A 22,449-nucleotide genomic window follows, 5' to 3' on the forward strand; every position below is an offset into this window, starting at 1 on the left:
TCCTTACTTTCCTACAATATCGTCAACGGAGTGACCTGCTAACGCGGTACGAATGGATTTATCCATACGACGGGCAGCAAATTCCTGCGTTGCTAAATCCAGCGCTTTGATGCCTTGTTTGATGGCAAGGGAATCATCTTGCTGTTTTAATTGTTCCAACGAAATAATTGCGTTTTTGACCGCACTTAATTCGTCGTCATCTAATAAATCATAATCTTGTGCCAGAGCCGAGCGTACACTTTCCAGTACACGTTCCGCTTCTACGCGTTGTTCCGCCAATAAACGCGCTTGAATATCCTCTTTGGCATTTTCCATGGAGGCTTTCAGCATGTTGGCAATTTCATCATCCGTTAAACCGTAAGACGGCTTTACCTGAATCGAGGATTGTACGCCGGTGGTTTTTTCCATGGCGGTGACGCTGAGTAACCCGTCGGCATCTACTTGGTAGGTGACGCGAATATGCGCTGCTCCGGCCGCCATCGGCGGAATGCCGCGTAGGGTGAAGCGGGCGAGAGAACGGCAATCGTTAACCAATTCCCGTTCACCTTGTACGATATGCACCGACATTGCGGTTTGTCCGTCTTTGAAGGTAGTAAATTCTTGCGCACGCGCCACAGGAATGGTGGTGTTGCGCGGAATGATTTTTTCCACCAAACCACCCATGGTCTCAATGCCAAGGGAAAGCGGAATGACGTCCAATAACAATAGTTCGGAATCCGGTTTGTTGCCGGCGAGAATATCAGCTTGAATGGCTGCGCCAAGGGCGACCACTTTATCGGGATCGATAGAAGTCAACGGTTGTTTTTGGAAAAATTCGCCCACTTGCTCGCGCACATAAGGTACACGGGTAGAACCGCCCACCATCACCACTTCATTCACGTCTTCCGCTTCTACGCCGGCATCTTTTAACGCGCGGCGACAAGCAAGTAAAGAACGTTTAACTAACGGTTGAATCAGTTCGTTAAATTGCTCTCGGCTGATGTTGCCAAGCCAATTGCGATACTGAATTTTAGTTTCCGTTACGTTAGTTAATTCCACTTTAATGTGATTGGCTAACTCAATGAGTTCACGATATTGGCTGTCATTTTCCGGTTTTACTGCAGATTGTTCGATAATCCAATCGGCTAAGACCAAATCGAAATCATCACCGCCTAGCGCAGTGTCGCCTCCGGTCGCCAACACTTCAAACACGCCGCGGGAGAGGCGCAAAATGGAAATGTCAAAGGTACCACCGCCTAAATCATACACAGCAATCACGCCTTCTTGTCCGCTATCCAAGCCGTACGCAATGGCTGCCGCCGTTGGTTCGTTTAATAAACGTAGCACATTAAGTCCCGCTAATTTCGCTGCGTCTTTGGTGCTTTGGCGTTGAGCATCATCAAAATAGGCAGGCACGGTAATCACTGCACCTACAAGGTTACCGCCTAAGCGTTGCTCGCCAAGTGCGGTCAATTTTTTCAGTATTTCTGCGGAAATTTCAATCGGGCTACGTACACCTTGGCGTGTTGTTAACAAAGGCAAACCGTTTTCACTGGCGACAAATTGATAAGGCAAATTTGGATAACGTTGTTGAATATCCGCAAGACTACGACCGATTAAACGTTTGACGGAAATCACCGTATTTTGTGGATCTTGCGTGGCAAGTTCGGCGGCTTCGTAGCCGACAATCACTTTTTCATCTTTGCCAAAATGCACAACAGAAGGCAATAGCGGACGATTTTGTTCGTCTAATAAAATATCGCTGTGGCCGTTGCGTACGGTAGCAATTAGGGAGTTTGTAGTGCCGAGATCGATGCCCACGGCAAGTTTTTGTTGATGGGGCGCGGCACTTTGTCCCGGCTCTGCAATTTGAAGTAACGCCATGTTGTCTCTCGATATGGTTTACATTAAAAATCTAAAAGAGTTTCTTCAACTCGCTCAATTTCTGTTTGGAGTTTTTTGATAAAACGTAATTTGTCTGTCATTGCCCGCGCGACGTTCCATTGTTGCTCAGCAAGTGCGGTGGATAATTCGCTTAAAATGGCATGACGGATTTGGTCAATTTCTTTGGTAAATGCTGTTAATTCATCCGTGTCTTTACGGTTTTCGATATTTTCTAAGGTTTCACGCCATTCCATTTGCTGCATCAGAAAACCAATGTCTTTGTTGCTTTTTTCTTCTGGGTTTTCTCGTTCGCCGGTATTGAGGGTAATGATGCTGTCGGCGCGTGCAATCGGATCTTTTAAAATGCGAAGAGCATCATTAATTTCCGCTGATTTTTGCATGGCAAGGCGTTGTTCTTGCGCAGAAGCCGCTGAAAAATTATCCGGATGAAGGGATTTTTGCAACGCCAGATAATGCTCGTTTAATAACGCGCTATCCACCTGAAAGGCTACGGGCAAATTAAATAGTGCAAAGGGATTGTTCATCATCGTCTCAATTACACGTTAAAGCTTTCACCGCAACCGCATTCGTCTTTGACGTTCGGGTTGGTGAATTTGAAGCCTTCATTTAGGCCTTCTTTGACAAAATCTAATTGGGTGCCGTCTAAATACACCAGGCTTTTGGTGTCCACGATCACTTTCACGCCGTGTTGTTCAAAAACTTGATCGTCTTCGTTTAGTGTATCCACGAATTCCAGCATGTAAGACAAGCCGGAACAGCCTGAGGTTTTAATGCCTAAACGTAAACCGATACCCTTCCCGCGTTTTTCTAAAAATGTTTTTACGCGCTCTGCTGCGCTTTCAGTTAATGTGACTGACATGTTTTATTTCTCCAAAATCAAATAGCTACTTAGGTATTTCGCAGTGTTATAAGTAGAAAGAAGTAACACTCGGGATATCAAAAATAAAAATGCTTAACTTATTGATAGTGATCGTTTTTACTCTAGTTAAAAAAAGGCAAAGTGCGGTTAGTTTTCTTGGCGTTTAAAAACGCTTAGAAAAACGACCGCACTTTTATGACATTAAGAACCTTTTTTCGCTTTGTAATCGGCGATAGCGGCTTTAATGGCGTCTTCTGCCAAAATCGAGCAATGCACTTTTACCGGCGGTAATTCAAGTTCTTCGGCGATTTGGCTATTTTTGATCGCGCCCGCTTCTTCTAAGGATTTGCCTTTCACCCATTCGGTGATTAAAGAGCTGGAAGCGATTGCGGAACCGCAGCCGTAGGTTTTGAATTTTGCATCTTCAATAATGCCTTCATCGTTCACACGGATTTGTAATTGCATCACGTCACCGCACGCCGGTGCGCCCACCATGCCGGTGCCGACCGAACTGTCTTTTTTGTCCATAGAGCCCACGTTGCGTGGGTTTTCATAATGATCGATAACTTTGTCGCTATATGCCATTTTTCTGTTCCTATTCTAAAATAATATTGCTAACTGAACGAAACGGGTTCGCCCGTGAAATTAGTGAGCCGACCACTCAATGGTATTTAAGTCGATACCTTCTTTAAACATATCCCAAAGCGGGGATAATGCGCGTAATTTTTCCACCGCACCTTTCATTAGGCTGATAGTGTAGTCGATTTCTTCTTCGGTGGTGAAGCGGCCTAACGTGAAGCGAATAGAGCTGTGTGCCAATTCGTCATTACGTCCGAGAGCACGCAGAACATAAGATGGTTCGAGGCTCGCAGAAGTACAAGCGGAGCCTGAAGAAACCGCGATATCGCGCAATGCCATCATTAAGGATTCACCTTCTACATAGTTGAAACTGATGTTGAGGTTGTTGGCAACACGGTGTTCCATAGAGCCGTTAACATAGGTTTCTTCAATATCTTTTAAGCCATTGTATAAACGATCACGAAGGGCTTTAATGCGTGGAATTTCCGTTGCCATTTCTTCTTTCGCAATGCGATAGGCTTCACCCATACCAACGATTTGGTGCACCGGTAATGTACCGGAACGCATACCGCGCTCATGGCCGCCACCGTGAATAATCGCTTCTAAACGAATGCGTGGTTTACGGCGTACATATAAGGCTCCGATACCTTTCGGCCCGTATAATTTGTGGCTGGACATGGACATTAAATCGACCGGTAATTCGGCAAGATTGATCTCCACTTTGCCCACGCTTTGGGTGGCGTCCACATGGAAAATCGTTTTGTTGGCACGGCAAAGTTCACCAAGGGATTTGATGTCTTGAATCACACCGATTTCGTTATTAACGTGCATGATAGAGGCAACAATGGTGTCCGGGCGTAATGCGGCTTTGAATTTTTCTAAATCGATTAAGCCGTCAGATTCCGGCTCTAAATAGGTTACTTCAAAGCCTTCACGTTCTAATTGGCGGCAAGTGTCAAGTACGGCTTTATGTTCGGTTTTACAGGTAATAATATGTTTACCCTTGGTTTGATAAAAATGCGCTGCGCCTTTGATAGCAAGGTTATCCGATTCTGTTGCGCCTGAGGTGAAAACAATTTCACGGGAATCGGCACCAATGAGATCGGCAATTTGATTACGCGCAATATCTACCGCCTCTTCCGCTTGCCAACCAAATTTGTGGGAACGTGAAGCCGGGTTGCCAAAAACGCCATCGATGGTCAGGTATTCCATCATTTTTTTGGCTACGCGCTCGTCCACCGGGCAAGTTGCCGCATAATCTAAATAAATGGGTAATTTCATTATTCACTCCTAAATATTACTATTTTTAACCGCACTTTTTCCTGTTAAATGCGGATGTTAGCCGATTAGTTGTTAACTACAACAAGATTATCAAAATCTTTATGGTGTTTATGAGGATGTTTTTCATGTCTGTCTTTATGTTGCGAAACCAATTCGGCCAACGTGATTTCATTTAAAAAATCGGCAATGCGTAGACTTAATTTTTCCCATAAAGTATGGGTTAAGCATTCGGTTCCGTTATGGCAATTGCCTTTGCCTAAACATTTGGTCGTTTCAATATTTTCATTAACAGCGGCGATGACCATACCGATCGAAATTTCATTCGGCGCGTAGCCCAATTTATAACCGCCGCCGGGACCGCGTACGCTTTTGACAAGGTTGTTGCGACGCAGTTTAGCGAACAATTGTTCCAAATAAGAAAGGGAAATATGTTGTCGTTCGGAAATATCAGATAAACTTACAGGACCATCATTGGCATAAATTGCAATGTCTAAAATTGCAGTTACTGCATAACGACCTTTGGAGGTTAATTTCATTTTTCTTGTGTTCCTATTTAGTTAATAACGTTAAAATCTTTACATTGTTGACTTGTTTAGTCAACTATTATCATTGTGAAGATTTTTGTTTTTTTCTACCGCGCTTAACATTCCAAGCAGGATATTCAGTTCCGTTTTTTCCAACTCGGCGCGGCCATATAAACGACGGAGTTTTTGCATAACACCTTGATTTTGAATAAAACCAAGGGATTGATAAAGTTGCTCCGTGTGATGGTAAAAGTATTCGAGCTCCTGCATTGACGGGTAAATATCGACATTGGCGGGTGTCGATGTTACTTCCGCTGTAGCGGCTAAATAGGCCATGCGTATTTCATAGCTGATGAGTTGTACCGCCATGGCTAAATTTAGTGAAGCATAATCGGGATTAGCAGGAATAGTGACGTGATAGTGGCATTTGAGCAATTCTTCATTGGTTAAACCAACACGCTCACGCCCAAATACGATAGCCACTTTTCCATTCATTGCATGCGTGACTGTTTTTGTGCCGCATTCACGCGGTTCAATGAGCGAATTCTGCAAATGACGTAATCTTGCGCTAGTGCCGATAACCAAAGAGCAATCGGCCACTGCCTGCAAAAAGTTTTCTACAACGACCGCACTTTTCACCACATCTTCCGCACCGGCGGCGAGGGCGATAGCCTGATCATCTACGCCTTGTTTGGGCGCTACTAACACTAAATCCGTTAATCCCATTGTTTTCATGGCCCGCGCTGCAGAACCGATATTGCCGCTGTGCGAGGTCTCAATTAAAACAATTCGAATATTTTTTAACATTATTTTTATTATGTAATTTAAAACGGTGCGTATTCTAACATAATACCCTTTGTTTTTAGTCAACAATTCTAAAAATTTTTCTGATAGCTATTTCCTTCTAAATCTTTTATAATTTTGACTCTAATTTGTTCTTTAAAATCCGGTGGAATCTATGAACCCAATGTTAAATATCGCTATTCGTGCAGCACGAAAAGCAGGCAATGTTATTGCAAAAAATTATGAACGTCGTGACGACATCATCACGATGGAAAAAGGTAAAAACGATTATGTGACTAACGTCGATAAAGCGTCCGAAGCGGCGATTATCGAAGTGATCAAAAAATCCTATCCCGATCACACTATCATCACCGAAGAAAGCGGTGCGTTAGAAGGTAGTGATAACGATGTTCAATGGGTGATTGATCCGCTGGATGGCACCACAAACTTTGTAAAAGGTTTGCCTCATTTCTCCGTTTCTATTGCAATTCGCGTCAAAGGCCGCACCGAAGTGGGTGTGGTTTATGATCCTATCCGTAACGAATTATTCACTGCCGTACGTGGTGAAGGCGCAAAATTAAATGAAATTCGTTTACGCGTTAAAAACAAACGTGATTTAACCGGCGCTGTGCTTGCTACCGGTTTCCCATTCAAACAAACCAAATACATGCCAATGCAATTTCGTATGATGGAAAGCCTCATTCAAGATGTGGCCGATTTCCGTCGCGCAGGTTCCGCCGCGTTAGATCTTTGCTACGTAGCGGCAGGCCGAGTGGATGGCTATTTTGAATATGGCATTAAAGCATGGGATGTGGCTGCCGGTGATTTAATTGTCCGCGAGGCAGGTGGAATCGTTACCGACTACAACGCCGGTCATAGTTACTTAAAAGCCGGGCATATTGTTGCCGGTGCCCCGCGCGTGTTAAAAGAAATATTAAACAAAATTCAACCTTGTTTAGTTGATGATTTAAAATAATCGTAAAAAACGACCGCACTTTGATTGGCAAAAGTGCGGTCGTTTTTCTTTTTGTTTTTTAACATGAACGTGGCAAACTTACATTAGTAAGTTTTTCCCAACTCAGCACAAAACATATCTATGATCAATGTAGTAGCGAGGATATTCCCTGCGCCAAGTCCAAATGGAAGAACAGAAAAACACTAAGTTAGTGTTGTACCCAAAAGATGATTGGCTTGCACACCGTAACTAATTGACTGTTTTGTTTATTTTTTTGCCTCATCAGGCTTAATTTCCGGTACTGTTTCTTTCTTTATCTCATCAGATTTAGTTTCGGGGTCTGCTTCTTTCTTTACCTTATCGGATTTGTTTTCCGGTACTGTTTCTTGTTTCATTTCCGGTTGTTCGCCATTGACTTCTGGTAATACAGCTTCTACCGCATCGCTGACTTGTTCTTCTGGAACATCATCGGCCGATTCTTGTTCGATTTGTTGTAGATACTCTTGACTGATTTGCTCTTCGGTTTTGCCGTTAATGAAGGTGCCTTGATCATTTTTTTCCAATTTGATGGTGTAGTTATCATTGTCTTCCGCAAAAATGAGGTTGAGCTTACCTTCCGGTTTAACATTGATGCGGAAATATTGCCAAAATGGCGATTCATTTTTGATTTTTAGACTTTCCTCATTGGTGTCATCAATCAATGTCTTGTTAAAGGCAACATTGATCGTGCCTTTTGTGTTTTTAGTGAAAACATCTAGCTGAGTGAGGCTGTCTTTTTGTGGCGTAATGGCGCCGTTTACATTTAGCTTAAATGGGTAACCCTTGGTTGCGGGATAAGTATTTAAATTAAAGGTCAGGCTTGTGTTATCTGTGGTTAAATTGAGATCTTTCCACTGATTTTCTAAGATCTTATGAAATGTTTCCTCTGTGAGATGGGTGCTACATAAAATACCGTACATGCCTGAACAGAACTGGGACTCCGCCAATTTTGCATAATCTTTTACAACAAGCGGGGCTTCAATTTTGAAGTCTTCAAGTTGCATCTGGGCTTCAGGCAAGCTCAGTTTTTTGAAAGCAAAAGTTGAATTGCCGGTATATTGTCCATCTTCTGCCTTCCCTTCACCTTTGATAGCCAAGGCTTCTAGGGTAATATCGCCATAATTGAAAGACTGCAACGTGATTTCAGAACTGCCGTTTCCGCCGGACTCTTTTGCCCATTTGTCTTTGAGTTTTAAGAATTCCTTATTGTCCTCTTTCGGTGGATTTTTGGCGGCAAAAGCGTCTAAATAAAACGGGATAATGGCTAATTCATTTTCTAAATTAATGCCACTTAATTGATAAGATACTTTTGCCCCTTTTGCCTCCCATTGTTTGCTTTTTTCTTCCGGCGTCTGTTTCACACCGCCAACACTCAGTTGCAGGTTTATAGCTGCTTGGGAAAGCGCACGATTATCTAATTCTAGGCTAAGTGTCGTATCATTCAAATTGAAATAAGGCTTTTGATTTTTCGGCGCTTCAACGGATTTCACGGAAAGGGAACCGGTAAATGCTTGATTTTGGGTCAACACCGCCACTAAAAAATTGACAGCATTTTTTATATTTTGGTTTTCACCGGTGAGCTTTTTAAATTCATCAGCAAAATTGACCGCACTTGGCACATCTTGTTGTTTAATATTGAGCGATAAACCATTAATGATGGTTTGGCTTTCTTCCGTGGTGCGTTCTTTATTGGCAACGCGAAGAACATCGCTGTTGAATTTGGTCATTAAATCGCGTTGCTGCACTTCTGCATTTTTCTTCACATCAAGCTGATATTTTGCATTTTTAAGTTGAAATTTACTATTTTCACCGTTCATTAAACCCAATTCGGCGCTTTTAGCGTTTAGCTCAATGTTGTATATATCATATTGATTGGTATCAACCTGAATGAGTGTGAGCTGTCCGTTAATTTGTTCTAATTTACTGTTTTTATCGTAATTGAAGCCACTTAAATTGGTTTTGATATTGACGTCTTTATTTTTCGGATTGAAATCCAGTGTTAGAGAAAGATTTTGTGATTTATTAGTGAAATCACGAAATTCGGTTAAAACATCCGATTGCAAATAATCACCCACCGGGGAGAATTTGCTGTTGATGGTATTTTTATCAATGGTGATATTGAGATCTTTATTTAATTGGCGTACCAATTGATCGGAAAGTTTGGATTCCGCCTTAATAAAAAAGGGCAGAGGAGTGAGTTTGGTTGAAATCACATCGGTGTGTTTACCATCGTGGTTTTCAAGACTAAAAATTAAATCACGACTGAAAAAGTTTTTGGAGGTTTCAGTAACTTTGAGGCTGAGTTGGTTATCCAGAGAATAAGGGAATTTTTGTAAAACGTGATCCACTTGCTGGTTGGTATAAAACTGTGCGCCTCCGCCAATGGCAACGATAATAGCGGCGAGTGTTAAGGTGATTTTTCTTTTTTTACTCATGTTGTCCTCAAGTTTTGATTAAGGGGAGATCTCGTATATTCGTCGTACAATTTTACCTATAGAGACAAACCGCTTTATTTTTCCATTGTGTGCGGAAGAACCAAAAGACATCTGTCTCTGCAGTTTTTGTGATTCAACGTTAAAAAATACAGCAAATAATAACCGCACTTTAATCTTTTGAATACAAAGTGCGGTTAAAATTTCCATTATTTTTTAATTTTATTCATTTTTCAGCAAGAAAACACCTTGCTCTGAAAGTTGTACATAGGCTTCCTGCAATGCCGGGTTAAAATGTTCCGGGCGGCTGTTGACCAACAAATCCTTGCCGTGCCATTGCGCTACAACTTCCCAGTGGTTGCCCATATAAACTGCATTTTTTATTGTACAACGTTGTGCTTCAGTGCCATTTTCTTGAAAATAAACTGCTTCAGGGCGAATCCCCGCCAAGCAATCACCATCCGCTAAATTGAACTGGGCGGCGTTTGTTAATTGCAATTTATAACCGCCGATATTGACCGTATTCCCCTGTAAGGTAGCCGGGAGAATGCTGGATTCGCCCATAAAGTTGGCAAGGAACAGTGAATTCGGGTGTTGATACAGATCTTTCGCCGGCGCCTTTTGCATAATTTTGCCTTTGTTCATCACGATAACTTCATCAGATACCGCAAAGGCTTCCGTTTGGTCGTGGGTAACATACAGCGAAGTGATGCCGAGGCTTTGTTGCAACTCACGGATTTTTTCCCGCATAGCGCGACGTAAGTTGGCATCCAGGTTACTCAACGGCTCATCGAACAGTAATACTTTCGGTTTGAGGATAAGCGCACGCGCCAATGCCACACGTTGTTGTTGACCGCCGGAGATTTGGTCCACATAACGATCTTCAAATCCCGCCAAATCCACCAATTCCAAGGCTTCTTTGACGCGTTGTTTACGTTCTTCCTTGCTCACGTTTTGCATCCGTAAACCGTAGCCCACGTTATCGCCGATGCTCATGTGCGGGAATAGCGCATAAGATTGGAACACGATACAAATATCACGGTTTTGAATGGACGATTTCGTCACGTCTTCACCGTCAATAAAAATTTGTCCGGAGGTCGGATTCTCAAGACCTGCAACCAAACGCAAAATAGTCGTTTTACCGCAACCGGATGGCCCAAGCAACGTCACCATGGTGCCGCGTTTAATGGTTAAATCCAAATCATCAATTACCACAGATTTGCCAAAGGCTTTCGTGACATTTTTTAATACTAAGAAATCATTATTCATATTTTTTACCTACAACTTAATTCATTTTTTTCGCTTTGGAACGGGAAATGCGGGTGTCGCCGACAATCCAGTCGAAGAATAAAATAATCGCCATCATCACCACGATTAAGATGGAGCCGTATGCAATGGCAATCCCATACTCACCGTCTTCGACACGGTTTAGGATGTATGCGGTTGCCACGCGGGTATCCGCAGTCACCAAGAAGATGATTGCACTCACTGTCGTCATGGCACGCACGAAACTGGTGACAAGCGCAGAGAGCAAGGCCGGTTTTAATAATGGCAACACGATATACCACAGGGTTTTCCATGAGCTACCTTTCAGAGAAAGGGAGGCTTCGTCTAGGGATTTATCTAATTGTCCCAAGCCTGCAATCGCAGCACGCATACCAATTGGCAAGTCACGCATCACCATGGAGATCACTACGATAATGCTAGTACCGGTGATGTACATTGGCGCATTGTTAAAGGCAAGAATGTAAGAGACCCCCGCTACGGTGCCCGGTACGGCAAAACAAAGCATGGTTAAGAATTCGAGGGATTTTTTCCCTTGGAAGTCTTTACGCACCACGATATAGGCAATTAATAAACCAAAAATGGCGGTAAGTGGTGCCGCGATACCGGCGTAAATTAAGGTATTAATTAAGGAAGGCCACGCGCCGTCACTTAATCCTTGGCCAAACAACATAGCGTAGTTTTTCAAGGTTAAGGTATAGTCCACACCCCAGTTGACGGTGAAGCTTCCGTAGAAAATACTGCCGTATAAAGCAAGGTTGAAGATAACCCAAGAGCCGAGCATGAAAATAATCGTGTATTTCAAGCCGGCAGGGAGTTCTTGTACATCGCCGCGATAAGATTTACCGGATACGGTCACATAAGAGCGGTTACCAATCCATAAATATTGAATGATAAAAATCGCCAAGGAGAAGATTAACAACATTGAGCCAAGGGTACTGGCGGATGCGTAATCTAATTGTGAACCGGCAATGTAGAAGTAAATTTGCGTTGCAATAACGTCGAAGCTCCCCCCTAATACCAACGGGTTACTAAAGTCTGCGAGCGATTGGATGAACACGATGAGGAACGAGTTCGCCAAGGCCGGACGTAGTAACGGGAAGATAATGTTATAGAAGGTTTGGTAACGGTTAGCACGCAACGTATAAGACGCTTCTTCAATGGACGGATGCACGGATTTTAATGCACCGTCTAAAATCATGAAGGAAATCGGTGCGAACGCCAAAATTTGCGCAATAGCAATTCCGTTAAAACCATATAACCAGTTATGGTTGGTGAAACCGAAATAGGTGGATAAAAATTCGGTGACATAACCGGAACGACCGAGCATTAAGGTTACCCCTAAACCGACAACGAAAGGCGGCGTGACGATCGGTAAAATAGAGAAAATTTTTCCGATAAACGCAGTACGACGTGCAATTCGCGTAGTATAAAGGGCAAATGCCAAACCAAACACGGTGGAAACGAGACCGACGAAACCTGACAAGAACAGTGAGTTGCTGATGACGCGTACAATATAGCTTTGCGTCAAAATACGCATCACCTGTTGTGGCGCAAAGGTTTCTCCGTCGTAGAACATGGAGACGAAAATTGCCAATGTCGGGTAAACGATAAAGAAGAAAATCAGTAAAATAATGCACAGTAGGGAAGCGATGATAAATTTATCACCCTGCATGATTTTCAGCTTGGCAAGCGATAGTGTGGCAAGTGCGGTGAAACCGATGAGTAAAACGATGACCGAATAGCCCATGCTGATTTTCAACACGCTAGCACTGATAAAGGTGAATAGTGTGGCAATTGCCAGTAAGTAAAGCTCCGCTTTAGCTTGGGTGTTGGCGGGTAATTTCAGAGACGGCAACAAACCGTACAAAATCACCGGCAAGAACCAAAAGACGGTAATGTTAAAAGACGACCAACCCATGGCATCGTAGAATTCATCAGCAGTGCTATCGAACAAGCCGTAATCTAAGGCATGGGAAGGGAGAACAAGGAATGCAATAATGGATAAGATTATCCAAAAATTGGCAGAATGTGTTATTGGAAGTTTATTTGCGTTCATACAACCTCGCATAAGTAGAGAAGTGAAGCAATGCAATAGGCATTGCTTCTTTATCTAACAACGGTTTATTTGGCTAATTTAACATCATCAACCCATTTAGTGATTAAACGTTTGCGCAAGTCGGTTGCCCCGTATTTGTCAAAATCGTAATTAATCAAATTAACGGATTTAAAATCCAACGCATAAGGCGATTGTTGCGCCGTGGTATTGGTTAAAATGGAATAGGCTTCGCCTTTTTGCCATGTTAATTCTTGCGCTTCTTTCGATAAGGCCCAATCCACGAAAAGTTTGGCATTTTCAAGATTGCGTGCACCTTTGATCACGCTGACACCACCAATTTCATAGCCGGTACCTTCGCAAGGCACTACTAATTCAACCGGAGCACCTTTGGCTTTTTCTAACGAATATTCGTGTAAAAAGCCGATGCCGATTGCCGTTTCGCCACGGGCGGTATTACGGGTTGCGGTGTTACCGGATTTGGTATATTGCGAGACGTTTTTGTTTAACGCTTTCAAGTATTTGAAGGCCTCTTCTTCGCCCCAAAGCTGGATATAGGTCGCTAATTGTGTATAGCCGGTTCCTGAGCTTTGCGGATCCGCCGCTTGAATTTCATTGCGATACATAGGATCGGCTAAATCTTTCCAGCATTTTGGTATTGGCAAATTGAGTTTTTGTAAACGTTCAGGGTTCACACCAAAACCTAATACACCAAGATAGATAGCAGAGGAATAGTTGCCTTTCGTTTTGGCCGGATCACGGAATTGTTCAACAATTTGTGGCAGATTTGGTGATTTATACGGTTCTAACAAGCCCATTTCACCCGCTTGGGAATGCGGATCCATTGTACCGCCATACCAAATGTCACCTTGAGGATTATCTTTTTCCGCATCGATTTTGGCTAAGATAGTGCCTGTGCCGCCACGAATAAAACTGGTTTTTACATCATATTTTTTCTCGAATGCCATGGCTTCTTGCTCGCACATAGTATTTTGTGCGCTGCAATAAATGACTAAGCGACCTTTTGCCGCCGCATTGCCACTTAATAACATCCCACCGAGTACAACGCCTGAAAGAGCTAACGCAATTTTTGAGAGTTTCATTTCAACACTCCTGTGTTTTTGATTTCGAGGTAACGCACTTTTGTTGATGTGCGTCCTAATGATGGTGATAGGCTCGCGCCGTAAGACACGAGCCATCAATATAAGAAAAGTGCGGTGAGAAAAATGCATGAATTTTCGACCGCACTTTAGCGTGTTATTTCGCTAATTTAACGTCTTGAACCCATTTTTCAATTAAGGCTTTGCGTTGTTCGGCAGCACCGTATTTTTCAAAGTCGTAATTGATGAGGTTCAATTTGTTCGGATCAAATGCTGTTGGAGATTGCTCTGCGGTCGTATTGGTTAAGATTTGTAAGGATTCGCCTTGTTTCCATGCCAATTCTTGACCTTCTTTAGATAGCGCCCAATCCACGAATAATTTCGCGTTGTCGATATTGCGTGCACCTTTTAAGATGCTCACGCCACCTAATTCATAGCCGGTGCCTTCACATGGCACCACGAGTTCCAATGGTGCGCCATTGCGTTTTTCAAGTGCGTAATCGTGTAAGAAACCAATACCAACAACCGCTTCGCCGCGAGCGGCGTTACGGGATGGGGTAACACCGGATTTGGTGTATTGGGAAACGTTTGGATGTAAAGCTTTTAAGAAATCAAAGGCTTTGTCTTCACCCCAAAGTTGTACGAACGTGGCAAGCGCAGTATAGGCTGTACCGGCACTTTGTGGGTCAGCAATTTGCACTTCGCCTTTCAAACGTGGATCCGTTAAGTCTTTCCAGCATTTCGGCACTTCTTTGATGCCTAATTTTTCCAGACGTTCTGTGTTCACGCCGAAACCTAAAATCCCCATGTAAATGGCAGATACATAGTTGCCTTTGGTTTTTGCCGGATCACGGAAACGTTCTACGATTTCATCAATGTGTTTAGATTTGTAAGGTTCGATTAAGCCTAATTCAGCCGCTTGCGCTTGTGGATCGAATGTACCGCCAAACCATACGTCTGCTTGCGGGTTATTTTTTTCTGCTTCTACTTTGGCAAAGGTACTGCCTGAGCCGTTACGAATAAATGAGGTTTTTACATCATATTTTTCACCAAAGGCTTTGGTAGTAGTTTCACATAAAATATTGGTGGCGCTGCAATAAACGACTAAGCGACCTTTGGCAACAGCCGCTTGGCTCGCCATTAATCCGCCGGCTAAAAGTGCAGTGGAAATTGCAAGAGAAAGTGATTTTAATTTCATACAGATAACCTCTTTATTGTCCATGATTTATAGAAATATTATATTGAGCGTGACTAGCTCGTGGTTTTAGGTTGGGGGCATCTTACCCAAAATTTTTAGAAATTAATGTGAGAATTCTCACAAAAATAATAATTTTATGGCCTAGTTGTCTTACGTGGTGAATTATCCGTAGAAATTTCATCGATTCTCAGTGTTATTTCTATAAATATGCCGCGTTTTTCTTTATAATTCCGCCAATTTATTCACGTCTATAAGAGAAAGGGAAACGGCATGTCAGAGAATCAAACTTCATCTTGTATTATTATCGCCATTGCAGGCGCTTCGGCTTCAGGTAAAAGTTCTATTGCTTCTACGGTACACAAAGAGCTATGTAATGAATTGGGCTGTGAAGAAATCGGCATCATTGCGGAAGATAGTTATTACAAAGATCAAAGTCATTTAGAAATGTCCGAACGGGTCAAAACCAATTATGACCATCCCAATTCCATGGACCGAGATTTATTGATTCAACACTTAAAAGCGTTAAAAGCCGGCAATTCTGTGGAAATTCCCGTTTATAGCTATGTGGATCACACCCGCACTCACGATGTCACCTATTTCACCCCAAAAAGCATTGTTATTTTAGAAGGCATTTTATTATTAACCGATGAGCGCGTACGCCAATTGGCCGATATTTCCGTGTTTGTGGATACGCCGTTGGATATTTGCTTTATTCGTCGTTTACAGCGTGATATGGAAGAGCGCGGACGTTCCCTTCAATCGGTAATTGATCAGTACCGCGCCACCGTGCGCCCGATGTTCCTGCAATTTATCGAGCCTTCCAAACAACACGCCGATATTGTGATTCCGCGTGGTGGTAAAAATCGTATTGCCATCAATATGTTAAAAGCCCAAATTATGCAGCTATTAAGTAAAAAATAGGAACGGATCATGAGATTGTGTGATACTGACATTGAACGTTATTTAGACGAAGGTTTGATTTCTCTTAACCCGCGCCCGTCAAATGACAAGATTAACGGCGCCACCATTGACGTACGCTTGGGGAATTCTTTCCGCGTCTTTCGTGAACATTCCGCACCTTACATTGATTTAAGCGGTCCGAAAGAAGAAGTGTCGGCGCAGTTGGAATTGGTGATGAGCGATGAAATTATTATCGGCGACGATGAAGCCTTCTTTTTGCACCCCGGTGTGCTTGCTCTTGCCACCACTTTGGAATCGGTGAAACTGCCGGCCAATATTATCGGTTGGTTGGACGGACGTTCTTCTTTGGCGCGTTTGGGCTTAATGGTGCACGTGACCGCACATCGCATTGACCCGGGTTGGGAAGGAAAAATTGTGTTGGAATTTTACAATTCCGGCAAACTGCCGTTGGCGTTGCGCCCAAATATGATTATCGGCGCATTGAGCTTTGAAGTATTAAGCGGGCCGGCGGCGCGACCATATAACAGCCGTAAAGATGCCAAATACAAAAACCAACAAAATGCCGTAGCCAGCCGCATTGACGAGGACAAATAAATGAAAAAGATCGCAATGATTACTTTGGTCGTGATATTTGCGATCTTTGCATTTTTTTATGTCCAAATTCATAAGTTGGAAACCATGGTCGCCACCAAACTGGCACAACATGAAACCACCTTTCAAGAGTTTAATCTGGGCGTTTTCCCACAACCTTATATTTCCTTTGATAATGTTCAGCATAACCGAATCAGTATTGAAAAACTGATAGGTAAATTTCCCTTATCGGCACTATTTTTCGGTGATGTCAAATTGCAAGAAATTGACATTCAAAACGTCAAGCTCTCTGAAAACGCGCAAAACTCGGCAAATATTCAAATGCGTTTCTCTGATTTTTCCCTGGATAACATTACTACCGACAACATTGCGTTGAACGGTGATAGTCAAATTTTTGTGGAGTTGGCAAAACCGTTATACGGCAACAATAGAATTTTTAATTTTCGCTTTATCAAAGGCGGAATTGAGTGCAGTAATGAGAGAAAACTTGCAGCCTATTTTGATCATGTTGTTTTAAATGAAGAGAAGGTGGGCTTTGTTAAAACGGAGTTGGATTTATCCCAATACACCAAACATCTCACTGCAGATATTGATTCCGGTTGCCTACCGAATTTGCCTTGTACTGCGCACTTGGATTATGTAAGCGAGCCGGAACAAAGTGCGGTCGCTTTTTCCGCTAAAAATTATCCTATTGAACGTTTGTTGACGTGGCTGACTTTCCCGAAAACCATTACCGGTTCCGCCGATGTAGAGATTGCCGTGCAGTTTGCCCATTCTCAAATTATTAATGGTGAATTCTTTTTTGATGCCAAAAACGGCGAATTATTAGGTTTGAATCTGTTGGATTTAGTAGGGCAGTATTTGCCGATCAATTGGAATGAAGCGGAACTTAAAGAGAAAGTCGGTTTGAATACAAGGTATGATCAAGCCACCGGCCTTTTCCGACTCAATGGGCATCAACTGGATATTGAAAAAATGTCGTTAAAAACTACCGCTCTTTCAGGAGAGGGAACTGGTGTTGTAGATTTGCAATCAATGCAATGTAACGTTGATTTAAATCTGCATCCGACTGATGAAAAATATGCGGAGTTCACTTTGCCAATTCGCTTTTTTGATAGCTGCTATTCACCGCAATATGAAGTGCAATTTGACAAAAACTTGCGCAGTAAAATTAAAGATCTTATTAAACGTAAATTAAAACAATAACGATGGTTGCTTTAAGAATTGTTCGACGCCTAAAATTTTTCCGCGTCGTTTTGTTGGCTTTTGCCGCTTTTGTATTTAACACCACCGAGTTTTTACCGGTGGCTTTACTTTCAGACATTGCTCACAGTTTTCAAATCCCCGTGGCGCAAACCGGGCTGATGATTACCATTTATGCTTGGATTGTCTCCCTTATGTCGTTGCCATTTATGTTGATGACGGCAAAATTGGAACGGCGTAGCCTGTTAATTAAATTATTCATTATTTTTGTTGCCAGCCATATTTTGTCGGTATTGGCGTGGGATTTTTGGGTGTTGTTGCTTTCCCGTATTGGTATTGCGTTTACTCACGCAATTTTCTGGTCGATTACCACATCCTTGGCGGTACGTGTGGCACCGAAAGACAAAAAAGCGCAGGCCATCGGGCTATTGGCGATGGGCAGTGCGTTAGCGATGGTGTTAGGTTTGCCGCTCGGACGGATTATCGGGCAGTTTTTAGGTTGGCGGGAATCCTTTGGCATTATTGCCTTTCTTGCGTTTTGTATCCTCTTATTACTTTATCGATTCCTACCGCACTTGGTCAGTCGCAACGCCGGTTCGCTAAGTAGCGTGCCTTCCTTATTTAAGCGCCCATTATTGGTGGGACTCTATGTATTAACCATACTTATCATTTCGGCGCATTTTACCGCTTATAGTTATATTGAGCCTTTCATCATTCGTGTCGGAGGAATGACTGATGGCGTAGCCACTGCAATTTTATTGATTTTTGGGTTGTCAGGGGTAACCGCAAGCCTTCTCTTTAACCGCTTTCACCGTTTTGCGCCGGCCAAATTCTTGTTGGCGTCTATGGCTGTTTTAGTATTTTCTTTGATTTTGTTATTACCATTCAGTCATAGCGAATTTTCCATGTATTTACTGGCATTCGTATGGGGTGTTGGTATTTCGGGCATTGGATTGAGTTTGCAGGTGCGAGTGCTACAACTGGCACCGGATGCGACGGATGTAGCCATGGCCATTTATTCGGGGCTATACAATATTGGTATAGGAGGAGGCGCGTTGTTTGGTAATCAAGTGATGCAACATTTTGGTTTAGCCAATATCGGTTTTTCCGGGGCGGCCTTTGCAGCGATGGGGCTACTGCTGTTTATTTATATTCATTTTCGCTATGGAAAAGCCACTAGCGGAAATAATCTCTAATAAAAAGAAGGAAATTTTATGAAAAAATGGCTCTTGCAATTTGTTCAACTTGCGAAGCAGGCTTTGATTCGACACCCGGTTGAGCTTTTATTGGTGGCAATTTGTGGTGCAATCCCGATTTTTGCCCCTGAACCCAATGCGATGATGGAGCGTTATGCCGACTTTTTGCTATGGGCGCCAATGGCGTTTATGTTGGTTAATTTGACCCATGGAAATAAATATTATCGTTTGAGTATTTTTATTCCTATCGCGTTTGGAGTGTTGGCGACATTGGTTGATCTTAACGATTTCACACAAAGTGCGCGTTTCGGTATTTTAAACCTTGCCGTATTAGTAATTTTCTTGTGTAAAAACGTGGCAAAAAACAACCGCACTTTTATGAGCATCTTGCTCAATAATATGCTCAATGCTGTGATTGCCACATTGTTTGCGCTGATCATCGGTGGAATAGGCAACGGATTGGCAGCAGCCATTCAAGCATTATTCCATGTGGATATGTATGCCTTGTCGATGTATTCTCGGATTTGGTTAGTGACGTGGTGGTGGATTTTCCCACTGGCATATTTAAGTTTGTCGCAACGAGAAAATCTCTTTAGCGGGCGTTTTAATGAATTAAGCAAGATTCTGCTAAACTGGATTTTATCCCCTGCGTTGGTGATTTATACTCTGATTATTTACGCTTATGCAGTGTCGATTTTGATCCAAGGTAAAATGCCGGAAGGCATGATCGCCAATGTGGCATTTCCTTATTTGATGATTGGCATTGTGCTTTATACCTTGCAAATCCTATTGGATAACGAAAAATGGCAGAAGTTTTATCATCTGTTGCCGTGGCTCAATTTATTGCCGTTGGTGATGTTATGGTATGCCGCGTCTATTCGTATTCACCATTACGGTTTTACTCAAGATCGTGTGTATTTACTCATGGGGGCTATGGTTCTTGCATTATGGAACTTCATTTTGCTCGTGCCGAAAATCAGGCAATATCGTCTTCTTGCCGGCGTGCTGTTGCTAGCATTATTAAGTAATGTTTTTGTGATTGACGCAAACCAAATCGCTTACCAAGATCAATTGGCTCGTTTTGATAATTTTGTAAAAACTCAACAATTATTAGATAGCAATGGCAAATTAACTGAAGAGCACATTAAACAATGGACAGCGACTCGAGGAAATGATGCTAAATTGTCTGACGAATTTAGCAATAGAACCTATGCTGTGTTATTAGGGGCAGATGAACAATGGGTTGAGGAATTTAAACAGCATTATGGTATACCGAAAGAAAAATCGCTTTATGAATGGTTGCCTGAATCAAATGGTTATCAAGAGGAATTAGTGTCTTATTTTGAGATTGAAAATAAACAAGAGCAGTTTATGGATATTCAGAATTACAACCGTTTCCTGTGGCTTAATGGCGAAGTAGCAGATCGTCGATTTACCATTAGTGAGCTTAATTCAAAAGAAGAGAATTGTCAGATTGGATTGGAGGCAGTTTTAGATTCGCGCGGCAAATTAAATGGTGCTTATGTCAAATGCGTAGATTTCTTGCGCAACAATAACTCGCCGGATTTTTTGTTAAAAATACAACCAAAAGAGGGTGGAGAATACGTTACATGGAATCTTGATGCCTATTTGCGTGATTTGTTTGCCCGACACAATTTGGATATTCACAAAAAATACACTAAAAATGAATTGGTCATCTTAACAAAAGACGCCAAACCTTATGTGGTGCTAGGTGACGTAGTGGTCTTTTTTGATTATTTAACTATTGAATATGACGAAAGAGGTGACTACAAAGGTTATGCTGCACGACGGCTATCCATTACCGGCGTATTCTATAAATAGAAGATAAAAAAGTGCAGTGATTTTTCACCGCACTTTTTGTTTATCGTTTTGCTTTCTTAATAAACTTCATCAAACGTTTACGTTTACGTAATTGGTTCGGTGTGAGTTTATTGCGTCTGCCGGCAAACGGATTGTTGCCTTCTTGGAATTGCAGACGAATCGGCGAGCCGATAATTTTTAAGCTACGACGGAAATGGTTGGATAAATAACGCTTGTAGGAGTCCGACAGTTTATCCACTTGGTTGCCGTGAATCACGATAATCGGCGGGTTGTAACCGCCCGGGTGTGCATATTTCAATTTCACCCGACGACCGCCAATCATCGGCGGTTGATGCTCATCCACTGCAATTTGCAGAATGCGGGTAAGCATGGATGTGGTCATTTTCTGCGTGGCGCATTCATAGGCTTCTTTGACAGATTCAAATAAATTGCCTACACCGCTGCCATGCAAGGCTGAAATAAAATGCACACGGGCAAAGTCAATAAAATCCAAACGGCGATCAAGCTCCGATTTCACGCGATCTTTCACCTCTTGATTCAAACCGTCCCATTTATTCACCACGATAACCAAGGAACGGCCGGCATTTAAGATAAAGCCAAGCAGTGATAAATCTTGGTCGGAAATATTTTCCCGTGCATCAATGGTGAGCAATACCACATTAGCGTCTTGAATGGCTTGTAGCGTTTTGATGACAGAGAATTTTTCCACCGCCAAATGCACCTTACCGCGTTTACGCACACCGGCAGTGTCGATTAAGGTGTATTGTTGGCCGTCCCGTTCCATTGGAATGTAAATACTGTCTCGGGTGGTGCCCGGCATATCGTAAACCACCACGCGATCTTCGCCTAAAATGCGATTGGTCAGTGTGGATTTGCCCACGTTCGGACGACCTACAATGGCGATTTTGATATTTTGACTGTCCGGTGTTTGTTCCTGCGCCAATTCTTCATCTAAAAGCGCAGTGTCTTCTTCATTTGAAAAATCGAAATCCTCATCCCATTCATCGTGTTGAGCCATTTCAGAAACATCATCATTTTCTACCGCACTTTCTTCCTCTTTTTCCGCCATTTTTTCCGCTAACGGACTTAATACTTGTTCCATCAGGTTGGCGATACCGCGTCCTTGAGAAGCGGCAATTTGGGCGATTTCACCTAAGCCTAATTGATAAAACTCGGCACAGTGGGAGTCAGCGTCAATGCCGTCCACTTTATTGGCGACTACCACGGTGGTTTTATTTTGACGTTGGCGTAAATAGTTGGCGATACCAATATCCGCTGACGTTAAGCCGGCGCGGGCATCTACTAAAAATAACACAATGTCCGCTTCTTCAATGGCAAGTAATGATTGCTCCGCCATTTTTGCTTCTACGCCTTCTTCCGTGCCATCGATACCGCCGGTGTCAATAACAATAAAGTCATAACCTGCGAGGTGGGCATGGCCGTATTTTCGGTCACGGGTTAGGCCGGGGAAGTCGGCGACTAACGCGTCACGGGTGCGGGTCAGACGATTGAATAAGGTGGATTTGCCCACATTCGGACGGCCAACCAACGCAACAACAGGAGTTGTCATAAAAACCTCTTATAAATGAAATGTGCCATGGAAACGTCGAAATCGGCACCGGAAAAATGGCTCGCATTATAGCGGATTTTACCCGCAATGAGAAATGACAAGGCGTTGCTTGAGGTAATTAAATGATGAAAAAACTACTTTAAAAAATTCAT

General features: G+C 42.7%; 19 protein-coding genes. 6 read left to right on the forward strand and 13 right to left on the reverse strand.

What is annotated here, in order from left to right:
• Positions 1-3 precede the first annotated feature (3 nt).
• From hscA to trmJ, 7 genes are all read right to left on the reverse strand, one after another.
• Positions 4-1,863, reverse strand: a complete 1,860-nt coding sequence (gene hscA, locus DK428_RS08290) for a Fe-S protein assembly chaperone HscA (protein WP_109063604.1) — start codon at positions 1,861-1,863, stop codon at positions 4-6.
• Between the two features lie 23 nt (positions 1,864-1,886).
• Positions 1,887-2,408, reverse strand: coding sequence for a Fe-S protein assembly co-chaperone HscB (hscB, locus tag DK428_RS08295; protein ID WP_109063605.1), 522 nt, complete (start codon positions 2,406-2,408; stop codon positions 1,887-1,889).
• 11 nt (positions 2,409-2,419) lie between these two features.
• Complete coding sequence (gene iscA / locus DK428_RS08300; RefSeq protein ID WP_083014999.1) at positions 2,420-2,743, reverse strand: iron-sulfur cluster assembly protein IscA; 324 nt, start codon at positions 2,741-2,743, stop codon at positions 2,420-2,422.
• Between the two features lie 201 nt (positions 2,744-2,944).
• The gene (gene iscU, locus DK428_RS08305; RefSeq protein ID WP_050693963.1) at positions 2,945-3,328 is read right to left on the reverse strand and encodes a Fe-S cluster assembly scaffold IscU; all 384 of its coding nucleotides are present in this window, start codon (positions 3,326-3,328) and stop codon (positions 2,945-2,947) included.
• Between the two features lie 60 nt (positions 3,329-3,388).
• Complete coding sequence (locus tag DK428_RS08310) at positions 3,389-4,603, reverse strand: IscS subfamily cysteine desulfurase (protein ID WP_065295262.1); 1,215 nt, start codon at positions 4,601-4,603, stop codon at positions 3,389-3,391.
• Positions 4,604-4,668: 65 nt separating this feature from the next.
• On the reverse strand, positions 4,669-5,139 hold the full coding sequence (gene iscR / locus DK428_RS08315; RefSeq protein WP_109063606.1) for a Fe-S cluster assembly transcriptional regulator IscR: 471 nt from the start codon (positions 5,137-5,139) through the stop codon (positions 4,669-4,671).
• A 60-nt stretch (positions 5,140-5,199) separates the two neighbouring features.
• Positions 5,200-5,934 (reverse strand): tRNA (cytosine(32)/uridine(32)-2'-O)-methyltransferase TrmJ, encoded by a 735-nt coding sequence (trmJ, locus tag DK428_RS08320; RefSeq protein ID WP_109063607.1) that lies wholly within the window; start codon positions 5,932-5,934, stop codon positions 5,200-5,202.
• 151 nt (positions 5,935-6,085) lie between these two features.
• Here trmJ and suhB point away from each other — a divergent pair, with 151 nt between their 5' ends.
• On the forward strand, positions 6,086-6,886 hold the full coding sequence (gene suhB / locus DK428_RS08325) for an inositol-1-monophosphatase (RefSeq protein WP_109063608.1): 801 nt from the start codon (positions 6,086-6,088) through the stop codon (positions 6,884-6,886).
• Between the two features lie 245 nt (positions 6,887-7,131).
• On the opposite strand, the gene DK428_RS08330 is transcribed toward suhB, so the two are convergent.
• The 5 genes from DK428_RS08330 to DK428_RS08350 form a co-directional block, all read right to left on the reverse strand.
• The gene (locus tag DK428_RS08330) at positions 7,132-9,339 is read right to left on the reverse strand and encodes a hypothetical protein (RefSeq protein WP_109063609.1); all 2,208 of its coding nucleotides are present in this window, start codon (positions 9,337-9,339) and stop codon (positions 7,132-7,134) included.
• A gap of 219 nt (positions 9,340-9,558) precedes the next feature.
• Positions 9,559-10,605: a ferric ABC transporter ATP-binding protein gene (fbpC, locus tag DK428_RS08335; RefSeq protein WP_109063610.1), complete on the reverse strand. Its 1,047-nt coding sequence runs from the start codon at positions 10,603-10,605 to the stop codon at positions 9,559-9,561.
• A 16-nt stretch (positions 10,606-10,621) separates the two neighbouring features.
• Positions 10,622-12,679, reverse strand: a complete 2,058-nt coding sequence (locus DK428_RS08340) for an ABC transporter permease (protein WP_162616574.1) — start codon at positions 12,677-12,679, stop codon at positions 10,622-10,624.
• 65 nt (positions 12,680-12,744) lie between these two features.
• Complete coding sequence (locus DK428_RS08345; RefSeq protein ID WP_109063611.1) at positions 12,745-13,779, reverse strand: ABC transporter substrate-binding protein; 1,035 nt, start codon at positions 13,777-13,779, stop codon at positions 12,745-12,747.
• Between the two features lie 154 nt (positions 13,780-13,933).
• Positions 13,934-14,974, reverse strand: coding sequence for an ABC transporter substrate-binding protein (locus DK428_RS08350; protein WP_109063612.1), 1,041 nt, complete (start codon positions 14,972-14,974; stop codon positions 13,934-13,936).
• 270 nt (positions 14,975-15,244) lie between these two features.
• Here DK428_RS08350 and udk point away from each other — a divergent pair, with 270 nt between their 5' ends.
• From udk to DK428_RS08375, 5 genes are read left to right on the forward strand one after another with little or no spacing between them, the layout of a single operon-like run.
• Entirely contained in the window at positions 15,245-15,895 is a 651-nt protein-coding gene (gene udk / locus DK428_RS08355) for a uridine kinase (protein WP_109063613.1), read from the forward strand.
• Positions 15,896-15,904: 9 nt separating this feature from the next.
• The gene (dcd, locus tag DK428_RS08360; RefSeq protein ID WP_109063614.1) at positions 15,905-16,489 is read left to right on the forward strand and encodes a dCTP deaminase; all 585 of its coding nucleotides are present in this window, start codon (positions 15,905-15,907) and stop codon (positions 16,487-16,489) included.
• Positions 16,490-17,692 (forward strand): AsmA family protein, encoded by a 1,203-nt coding sequence (locus DK428_RS08365; protein ID WP_109063615.1) that lies wholly within the window; start codon positions 16,490-16,492, stop codon positions 17,690-17,692.
• 2 nt (positions 17,693-17,694) lie between these two features.
• The gene (locus tag DK428_RS08370; protein WP_109063616.1) at positions 17,695-18,885 is read left to right on the forward strand and encodes a sugar transporter; all 1,191 of its coding nucleotides are present in this window, start codon (positions 17,695-17,697) and stop codon (positions 18,883-18,885) included.
• A gap of 18 nt (positions 18,886-18,903) precedes the next feature.
• Positions 18,904-20,727: a DUF4153 domain-containing protein gene (locus DK428_RS08375; RefSeq protein WP_109063617.1), complete on the forward strand. Its 1,824-nt coding sequence runs from the start codon at positions 18,904-18,906 to the stop codon at positions 20,725-20,727.
• A 40-nt stretch (positions 20,728-20,767) separates the two neighbouring features.
• Here the strand turns inward: DK428_RS08375 and der are convergent, their stop codons facing one another.
• Entirely contained in the window at positions 20,768-22,297 is a 1,530-nt protein-coding gene (gene der / locus DK428_RS08380) for a ribosome biogenesis GTPase Der (RefSeq protein ID WP_109063618.1), read from the reverse strand.
• Positions 22,298-22,449: the final 152 nt, after the last annotated feature.

Source organism: Aggregatibacter kilianii, assembly GCF_003130255.1.
In the GTDB taxonomy this organism is placed as follows: domain Bacteria; phylum Pseudomonadota; class Gammaproteobacteria; order Enterobacterales; family Pasteurellaceae; genus Aggregatibacter; species Aggregatibacter kilianii.

Excerpts from the sequence above, each read along its gene's own strand:
- hscA (WP_109063604.1), bottom strand. The coding sequence starts at position 1,863 with ATGGCGTTACTTCAAATTGCAGAGCCGGGACAAAGTGCCGCGCCCCAT.
- hscB (WP_109063605.1), bottom strand. The coding sequence starts at position 2,408 with ATGAACAATCCCTTTGCACTATTTAATTTGCCCGTAGCCTTTCAGGTG.
- iscA (WP_083014999.1), bottom strand. The coding sequence starts at position 2,743 with ATGTCAGTCACATTAACTGAAAGCGCAGCAGAGCGCGTAAAAACATTT.
- iscU (WP_050693963.1), bottom strand. The coding sequence starts at position 3,328 with ATGGCATATAGCGACAAAGTTATCGATCATTATGAAAACCCACGCAAC.
- DK428_RS08310 (WP_065295262.1), bottom strand. The coding sequence starts at position 4,603 with ATGAAATTACCCATTTATTTAGATTATGCGGCAACTTGCCCGGTGGAC.
- iscR (WP_109063606.1), bottom strand. The coding sequence starts at position 5,139 with ATGAAATTAACCTCCAAAGGTCGTTATGCAGTAACTGCAATTTTAGAC.
- trmJ (WP_109063607.1), bottom strand. The coding sequence starts at position 5,934 with ATGTTAAAAAATATTCGAATTGTTTTAATTGAGACCTCGCACAGCGGC.
- suhB (WP_109063608.1), top strand. The coding sequence starts at position 6,086 with ATGAACCCAATGTTAAATATCGCTATTCGTGCAGCACGAAAAGCAGGC.
- DK428_RS08330 (WP_109063609.1), bottom strand. The coding sequence starts at position 9,339 with ATGAGTAAAAAAAGAAAAATCACCTTAACACTCGCCGCTATTATCGTT.
- fbpC (WP_109063610.1), bottom strand. The coding sequence starts at position 10,605 with ATGAATAATGATTTCTTAGTATTAAAAAATGTCACGAAAGCCTTTGGC.
- DK428_RS08340 (WP_162616574.1), bottom strand. The coding sequence starts at position 12,679 with ATGAACGCAAATAAACTTCCAATAACACATTCTGCCAATTTTTGGATA.
- DK428_RS08345 (WP_109063611.1), bottom strand. The coding sequence starts at position 13,779 with ATGAAACTCTCAAAAATTGCGTTAGCTCTTTCAGGCGTTGTACTCGGT.
- DK428_RS08350 (WP_109063612.1), bottom strand. The coding sequence starts at position 14,974 with ATGAAATTAAAATCACTTTCTCTTGCAATTTCCACTGCACTTTTAGCC.
- udk (WP_109063613.1), top strand. The coding sequence starts at position 15,245 with ATGTCAGAGAATCAAACTTCATCTTGTATTATTATCGCCATTGCAGGC.
- dcd (WP_109063614.1), top strand. The coding sequence starts at position 15,905 with ATGAGATTGTGTGATACTGACATTGAACGTTATTTAGACGAAGGTTTG.
- DK428_RS08365 (WP_109063615.1), top strand. The coding sequence starts at position 16,490 with ATGAAAAAGATCGCAATGATTACTTTGGTCGTGATATTTGCGATCTTT.
- DK428_RS08370 (WP_109063616.1), top strand. The coding sequence starts at position 17,695 with ATGGTTGCTTTAAGAATTGTTCGACGCCTAAAATTTTTCCGCGTCGTT.
- DK428_RS08375 (WP_109063617.1), top strand. The coding sequence starts at position 18,904 with ATGAAAAAATGGCTCTTGCAATTTGTTCAACTTGCGAAGCAGGCTTTG.
- der (WP_109063618.1), bottom strand. The coding sequence starts at position 22,297 with ATGACAACTCCTGTTGTTGCGTTGGTTGGCCGTCCGAATGTGGGCAAA.